The organism is Streptomyces sp. NPDC055189, from assembly GCF_053606765.1.
On sequence record NZ_JBSGSG010000169.1, the window covers coordinates 1 to 6,469 of the forward strand.

A 6,469-nucleotide genomic window follows, 5' to 3' on the forward strand; every position below is an offset into this window, starting at 1 on the left:
GAGTCTGGGTGTGGGCCGGCCGCCGCCGCGCGGGTGCGGCGGCGGCCGGAGGGCGCGAGAGACCGAGGCTCCCCCTCGATCGGACCTCGCGCGCGTGCCCGGCCGGCGGTGGGGCAGGACGGCGGCATCCTGCCCTGCTGTCTGTCACGCCGGATGGGCGGCGGCTGGAGCCGTGTCGTCGGCGATGCGGCTCCAGCTGGTTGGTGGCGGCGGGTCGCAGGCTCCGGGGGCAGGGAGCCTGCTGGGCGGCGGGCGCTGGCCCAGCTCGCCTGCCTTCGAGGGTAGAAGAGACGGCATTGATCGGAAGCCGGGAGATCTCCCTGCCCGGCTGCTCTCCGGCGCAACGGACCGGTGAGGGGCCGGTTGTGAGCGGGCGCAAGCGGTGTGAGCGGCCCTATGCCCCTGGGAGTGTGCGCGCTTCGCGCGTGAGGGGGCTGTGCCCGGTGCCGGCCCTGCCCATTTCGCCGGCCGACTGCATCCGGAAGCGGGTGCGGGACAGAAGCAATGGCCGGAGTCCCCCGGCCCAGGCCCCGCGCGGCGGCTCGTCCCCCGCCAGCCGCCCCGCGTGGGGCGGCTGCAGCAGGGGACCTTGCCTTGAATGCCGCCGGGCGGGCAGGCGTTCTTTATGCAGGTAGATGTGAACGTGCTGCGCACACAGCTGAAGAGCACGCGAGAGCACGCCCGCCGCCCGGGCCCGCACGCGGGCCCTTGCCCTGGCCCCGCCTGTGCGGGACGGCGGCAGCACGGAGGACGACAGCAACAGCCTGGCCTCGCAGGAGGCGCAGGTGGAGGCGTTGCGGCGGGAGAACGCGCAGCTGCGCGCGGCGCTCGAAACCCGTCCGGTGATCCACCAGGCCCGCGGTGTGCTGATGGCGGTGGGTGCCTGCGGGCCCGGGCACGCGTGGCAGGTGCTGGTGGAGACCTCGCAGCGCACCAATACCAAACTGTGGCGGGTCGCGGAGATCTAAGGCGGGTCTGCCCGGGCCGGGGAACACTTCGGCCCGCTCCCCTCCTCGGAAGCTTGAAGGGGGCGGGCCGCTGTGGTCCGAAGTCGTAAAGCCCGGTCAGCAGTTCCGCACACTGTTGATGGGGCTCCATCCGTACGTGCCATGCGAAGGCGGGACGGGAGAGGTGTAGCCACGGACGCCGGTGCCGTTAGAGCCGGTGTAAAACGTGCCATTCACGCGACCGGTCTGGTTGTTGGCCCAGGCGCCACCTCCTTCCCAGTTCTCCATGTTGTAGAGGGCACAGTTCCCGAGCGAGTACACCTTCCAGTACTTGTCGTCTCCCTTGGTCGGGTCGTGCACCCACAGGCAGAGCCTGCCGCGGTCGCAGGTGGTCGACGCCGAGTAGCGCTTGGCCCAGTCGAATTTGGCGTCGCCGTTGCCGCTGACCAACCGCAGTTTGGGCTCTGCTCCGGCCGCTGTCGCTGCCGCTGCCGGTGTCGCTCCGGCAGCTCCGACGCCGGCAAGGGCGCCCGCCGTGAGTGCCAGGGCGGTCATGCCCCTGGAGAGCTTCCTCATGATCACGAGTTCTCCTATTTGCTGGCTGTCCGATGAAGGCAGTCAGAAGCATGCGCTGGGCGGGCGCCGGACGCATGTCGTTTTGGCTCCAGCCAAAACGTGACCACACGCGTGGCGTCAGGAGCCGTCGAGGAGCCGGAGCCTCGCTGGTGCTGTGCTTCGTAAAAGCGGCTGTGCCGACGGGGCAGGCGACCTGCGAGGGCTCTGAGCTCGGCCTGCGTCTGCGCCAGGTGCAGCTGTGTCGGGCAACCGACGGAATTCGCCGACTTTGTTGGCAACGGTCTCCGGCAGTCCAGGATCCCGCGCACGGACCCTGCATTCCCGCTCCTGGGAGACGACTTCAGGGGCGCGACGCCAGTGCCGAGGTGACCTGCGCGACTACGCACTGCGTTTCGTCGCCTGCGCGGCCCTATTTCGTCGGTGAGCCCACTTGGCTCCTGGCCGAGTTCGTCCTTGCCCGGAACGTCGTGAGCAACAAGGATTTCCGCCAAGCACTCTTGGTCGCCGGGGGGAAACCATGCTGCGTATCCATTTCACTGGCACAGACATGGAGAACGTTCGATTGGCGCGCCGCCCGGACCCTTTGTGGGAAATCGTGTGCAGTCTGTGCCGCCTCCAGACGCGTGAGGGTTCCCTCGCCTTCGATCCGTGGCGGCGCACGGTCGGCGGCCTGGTCCGCCAGGGCGAGGCGGCCCGAGTGGCGGCGTCGGCGCTGCGCACGCTGGTGCCGCGTGCCGCCTACTTCCCGGACTTTCTCACCCCGCCCGTCGAGGACGGTCCCAGTGACCTTTGCTCAGGTATCGACAGGGTCCTCTCGACGCCCCGCCGCCGACTGCGTCACGAACTGTCCCTGCTCTCGGCAAGCGGTGGACGGCCGTGGGCGAGCTCGGAGCTGGCACGTGGTGACGTCACGGCGCTCAATGCCCTGGGCAGGAATCTGAGCACCTATCACCGGCAGTTCATTGCACCGGTGTGGAACCGTATCGGTGCGGCCACCGCGGCTGACGCGGCCCTGAGGACTCGTGCCTTGGCAGAGGGTGGGATGCGTGCGCTGTGGAACAGTCTGCGGCCGATGGCGGTTTGGGAGCCGCCCGTACTGACGGTCGACTATCCGGTCGAGCAGGAACTGCACCTGCATGGGCGGGGCTTGCTGCTGGTCCCCTCGTACTTCTGCTGGCGCCGCCCGATTACCCTCGCCGACGGCCAACTGCGACCGGTACTGATCTATCCGGTCGACAAGACCCCCGCGCCACCAGCCCCTACCCTGGCGTCGCTGTCCCGTCTGCTGGGCCCCACCCGCGCCGCGCTCCTGTCCGAGGCCGCCGCGCTCACCTGCGCCACCACTTCCGAACTCGCCTACGCAACAAGCGTGTCCCTGCCGAGCGTCAGCCAGCAATTGGCCGTACTGCGAGAGGGCGGGCTCGTCGTGAGCCGACGCGATGGCAAGCACGTCCTGCACACCGCAACTCCACTGGGCCGCCAGCTCCTTGACGGCTTCTGAATCCATGGGTGTGGTAGTCGTCCAGGCTGCACTCCTGCTTCGAGGTCTGGACGCATTCTTCGACCGCCCAGCGACTGCCCGCGACCTGAATCAGTTCGTCCAGCGTCGTGTCGGCCGGGCAGTAGGCGATGTAGTAGAGATCTCCTCAGGTCCGCTGACACTTCGGCGGGCCAGGACCCAGTGCCGGCGTCCTCGCGGTGCCAGGGCCGCACCTCGATGCGGGCCCAGTCATAGATACGTTGGCCGTGGGCGCCCCTTCCGCAGGAGCGGGGTGTGCACTTCTGTCGCTATTCAGGCCTGGTGGGAGTTGGGGTGTGGGGTGGGGCTGGCCTGGTGGTGTTGCAGGTTGAGTGAGAACTTGTCGAGGCGGTGTCGGGTGGGGTGGTAGCGGTCGGGCCTGCTGTTGTGTCAACTTCGTCGGGAATTGGGGGTGTTGTCGCAGATGGGTGTCTGCGTCTCATGGCATGTTCTGGTTTTTGCTGGTCAGGGGTGTTTGGACTGGTCAGAGCGGCTGGTTCAGCGGCCTCGTGGGGTGTGCTGGGTTTCGGCCTGGTGGTCGAGACGAATGGTGTCCAGACAGGTTTTGGTGATGCGTTCGGTGCCGTCGAGGATGCTCGTGATCGCGGCTTGGCGGATCAGCCGGGTCAGGCTCCCGATCCTGCCCGCGGTCCGCTGGTGGAGGTAGGCGGCGTGGCGGGGGAGTGTGCCCCTCGGGTGTGCCCGTAGATCGAGTGCTGCTTCCACCCCGGCGATCAGTTCACGGAACGGTTCGCGTTTTCCCGGGCGTGCGGGGAAGGGCCCGGCCCCGGTCTCGGTGACGGCGTTGGTGTCGTTGCCGGCCGCCGAGTGTTGTGTGGAGCCGCTGTGTGTGGATGGGGTGATTGGCCTCCGCGGTGCCGGCGGGTAGGGCACACTGTCAGCAGCTTTTGCGGGACGGGACGGGGGTGGGGGCCGTGGGCCGTTCGGTGTGGCGGACGGGGGTGCTGATGGTGCTGGTGTGTGCCCTTCTGACCGCCGCCTGTCTTGTGGCCTTGCGGTTGTTTTCCCGCGGTGAGACGCAAGCCGATCCGATGGACCTGCGTGCGGTGGACTGGCGGAGCGCGGAGATTCCGGGAACGTTGTGCAGGTCCCCAAAGGCGATCCGCCTGCAGGGCGGAGCGGCTGTCAATGTGCCTTCGGATTTCGACGGGCCGGAGCCGGACATGCCGCAGGACGTTGCCGCGGGCACGGATGAGATTTTCTACGGCGACATCACGGGCGACGACCGCGACGAGGCCGCGTTGCCCGTGCTGTGCGCTAATCACAACTCCACCGCAGCTGGGCAGAGGGCGATGGGAGTTCTTGTTTTCGACGGCGGCGCTCAAGAATTGAGGCTATTGGGGACTCTGACGAGCCGTAAGCCGCGGCTCGGTGAACCACCGAACCTCCTGAAGGTCGAACGGATGGAACCCGGCGTGATCACGGTCAGGGACAGTTTCTATCGTGCGGATGACGCCAACTGCTGCCCTTCCGGAAAGGCCATGGAGACCTGGGTCCACCGGAAGGGTCACCTCGTGGCCCGCTGATTGGGTGCCGCGTGTCAGAAGAGGTTGAATTCCCGCAGCACGTGCAGAGTGCCCGTACTGACGGCCGCAAAGGCGCCGCAGGAACTCAGCGTCGCGGTCAGGGTATTCGCGCCGAGGTGCGGCAGGACGATGAAGGCGACCAGGGTGGCGACCAGGGCGCTCAGTGCCGCGATGGCAAGGGCCATGACCCGGACTGCGGGGCTCGGCGTAGGCATGGGAGTCCGTCCTTCGTAGTTGTCGTGCGGAGTGCTCCACACCGTGCGACGGGCCGCCCGGACACCTCCAGTACAAGGTCATGTCAATTGCGGACACCGGTGTTTACGCAGGCAGACGAGCCGAAGTGACCGCAACTGCACCGGATATGCGCGAGCGTCTCCACCGGGCCGGAGGTTCCGGGATACTGCTGCACCACGCAACAGGGGGGCGGGACATGGCCGAGCAGACACCGACGTGGCAGGAACTTCTGGGCACCGTCGCCGAAGAGCGGACGCCGTCGGCGTTCCGCGCGGCACTGAACGCTCTGCGCGGCGACGGGCCTTCGTACAACCGTCTGGTGGTCATCGCCAACGAGATCGTCAAAAGCAAGAATTTTCCCGGCTTCAAGGGCTTGGAGCAGGGCCCATCCAAGGGCACGTGGCTCAACGCCCTGGAGACAAAGGGCCGTAAAGCGGGCCGGCTGCCCGACTGGAAGTACGTGGAACTCCTGGTCGTGGCGTACTGCAAACACCACGACCTGGGTGAGGAGACGCGGGAGGCCTTGGTCGTCCGCTGGGCGGACGGCTACACCGTTTGCGGCGGCCGGCCGCGGCCGGTGTACCGACGTCCGCCCGCGACTTCGGCTGGAGCGAGCCCTGCCGGGGCGGCTCGGGCGGTGCGGCGCAGGCGTGTCCCGTACGCCTTGAGTGCGGCAGCCGCGGTAGTGGTGCTGGCGGCGGGTTCGGCGTACGTCTTCTGGGAACCGGACCCCGAACCGCCCCTGTCTGTCGACGACGTGTCCTTTCTCGGACTGAGCACGGGCGACTACGTCTTCCCGTCCACCATGAAGTTGTCGTCCTCGCAGGTGGAGAAACTGAAGAACGAGGATTACGGGAAGGGTATGGAATTCGGCGATTGGTTCCACCGGAACGGCGGGGTGCCGTCCAGTTTCAGAACCATTGCCCTCACCATCAGCGGACGCAGCGACAAACAGCTCCGTATCACGAACATCGACCTGATCAAGGAGAACTGCACCCCTCCGCTCACGGGCACGCTTTTCCTCAACGGCGGTACCAACGGAGGTGAAACAAAGACGAAGTCCTTGTTCTTCAACCTGGACGACCGGCTGCCCGAGCCCACCGACGAACAAGGCGAACCCTTCTTCGCGCGGAAGAGCGTCACCTTGAAGAACGGGGAGAGCGAGACGATCGCTGCTTTCGTCAGGGCCAACGAGCGTACCTGCGGCTTCACCTTCCGCTTCACCGTCGTCGTCCCAGGCCGTGATCCGGTGAAACAGGAGATCAGCGACACCGGAAAGCCGTTCCGGCTGACCGCCCCCGCCGATGGCGAGGAAGAACACCCGTACAACCGTTACCGGGCCATGTACGTGGGAGGCGTAGCGGCCCCGGCCGGCGCCGGGATCGTCCCAGCCGACCCCTCCACCTACACCGGGGACCCCCAGACTCTCCCCGATCCCTGAGCGAGGCCGGTCGGCGCCGGTACAACCCGCTCCGCTCGGGCCATGAAGTCTGCAGGGACCGCCTCGCGACGCAGTCTCATCTGGGTGAGGCGGCCAGTGTGCGGGGATGCTGTGGCCGGTCGGTGGATTTGTTCAGGAGTAGTGGCTGTGGGCTGGGGTTTCTCGGTTTGACTGGGTGATCTTCCGGTTGGGGCGAGGGTTTCAA

At 67.2% G+C, this 6,469-nt stretch carries 7 protein-coding genes and 1 pseudogene; 4 read left to right on the top strand and 4 right to left on the bottom strand.

What is annotated here, in order from left to right; translation table 11 throughout:
* The first annotated feature begins 725 nt into the window (after positions 1–725).
* Positions 726–968, top strand: coding sequence for an ANTAR domain-containing protein (locus ACWFR3_RS46340; RefSeq protein ID WP_453740758.1), 243 nt, complete (start codon positions 726–728; stop codon positions 966–968).
* Positions 969–1,064: 96 nt separating this feature from the next.
* Here the strand turns inward: ACWFR3_RS46340 and ACWFR3_RS46345 are convergent, their stop codons facing one another.
* On the bottom strand, positions 1,065–1,523 hold the full coding sequence (locus ACWFR3_RS46345) for a hypothetical protein (protein WP_453740759.1): 459 nt from the start codon (positions 1,521–1,523) through the stop codon (positions 1,065–1,067).
* Positions 1,524–2,040: 517 nt separating this feature from the next.
* Here ACWFR3_RS46345 and ACWFR3_RS46350 point away from each other — a divergent pair.
* Positions 2,041–3,024 (top strand): ArsR/SmtB family transcription factor, encoded by a 984-nt coding sequence (locus ACWFR3_RS46350; protein WP_453740760.1) that lies wholly within the window; start codon positions 2,041–2,043, stop codon positions 3,022–3,024.
* On the opposite strand, the pseudogene ACWFR3_RS46355 reads toward ACWFR3_RS46350, so the two are convergent.
* Positions 2,909–3,346, bottom strand: a pseudogene (locus tag ACWFR3_RS46355) (IS701 family transposase); the annotation flags it as partial. The gene ACWFR3_RS46350 and the pseudogene ACWFR3_RS46355 sit on opposite strands and share 116 nt — an antisense overlap.
* A gap of 194 nt (positions 3,347–3,540) precedes the next feature.
* Positions 3,541–3,768, bottom strand: a complete 228-nt coding sequence (locus ACWFR3_RS46360) for a hypothetical protein (protein ID WP_453740761.1) — start codon at positions 3,766–3,768, stop codon at positions 3,541–3,543.
* 209 nt (positions 3,769–3,977) lie between these two features.
* On the opposite strand from ACWFR3_RS46360, the gene ACWFR3_RS46365 reads away from it, so the two are divergent.
* Positions 3,978–4,589 carry a hypothetical protein gene (locus ACWFR3_RS46365; protein ID WP_453740762.1) on the top strand — a complete coding sequence of 204 codons (612 nt, stop codon included), beginning with the start codon at positions 3,978–3,980 and terminating at the stop codon, positions 4,587–4,589.
* Positions 4,590–4,603: 14 nt separating this feature from the next.
* On the opposite strand, the gene ACWFR3_RS46370 is transcribed toward ACWFR3_RS46365, so the two are convergent.
* A complete protein-coding gene (locus tag ACWFR3_RS46370; RefSeq protein WP_453740763.1) occupies positions 4,604–4,804 on the bottom strand; it encodes a hypothetical protein in 201 nt (66 codons plus the stop codon).
* Positions 4,805–4,884: 80 nt separating this feature from the next.
* Between ACWFR3_RS46370 and ACWFR3_RS46375 the strand changes: the two genes are divergently transcribed.
* Positions 4,885–6,264, top strand: a complete 1,380-nt coding sequence (locus tag ACWFR3_RS46375) for a hypothetical protein (protein ID WP_453740764.1) — start codon at positions 4,885–4,887, stop codon at positions 6,262–6,264.
* Positions 6,265–6,469 lie beyond the last annotated feature (205 nt).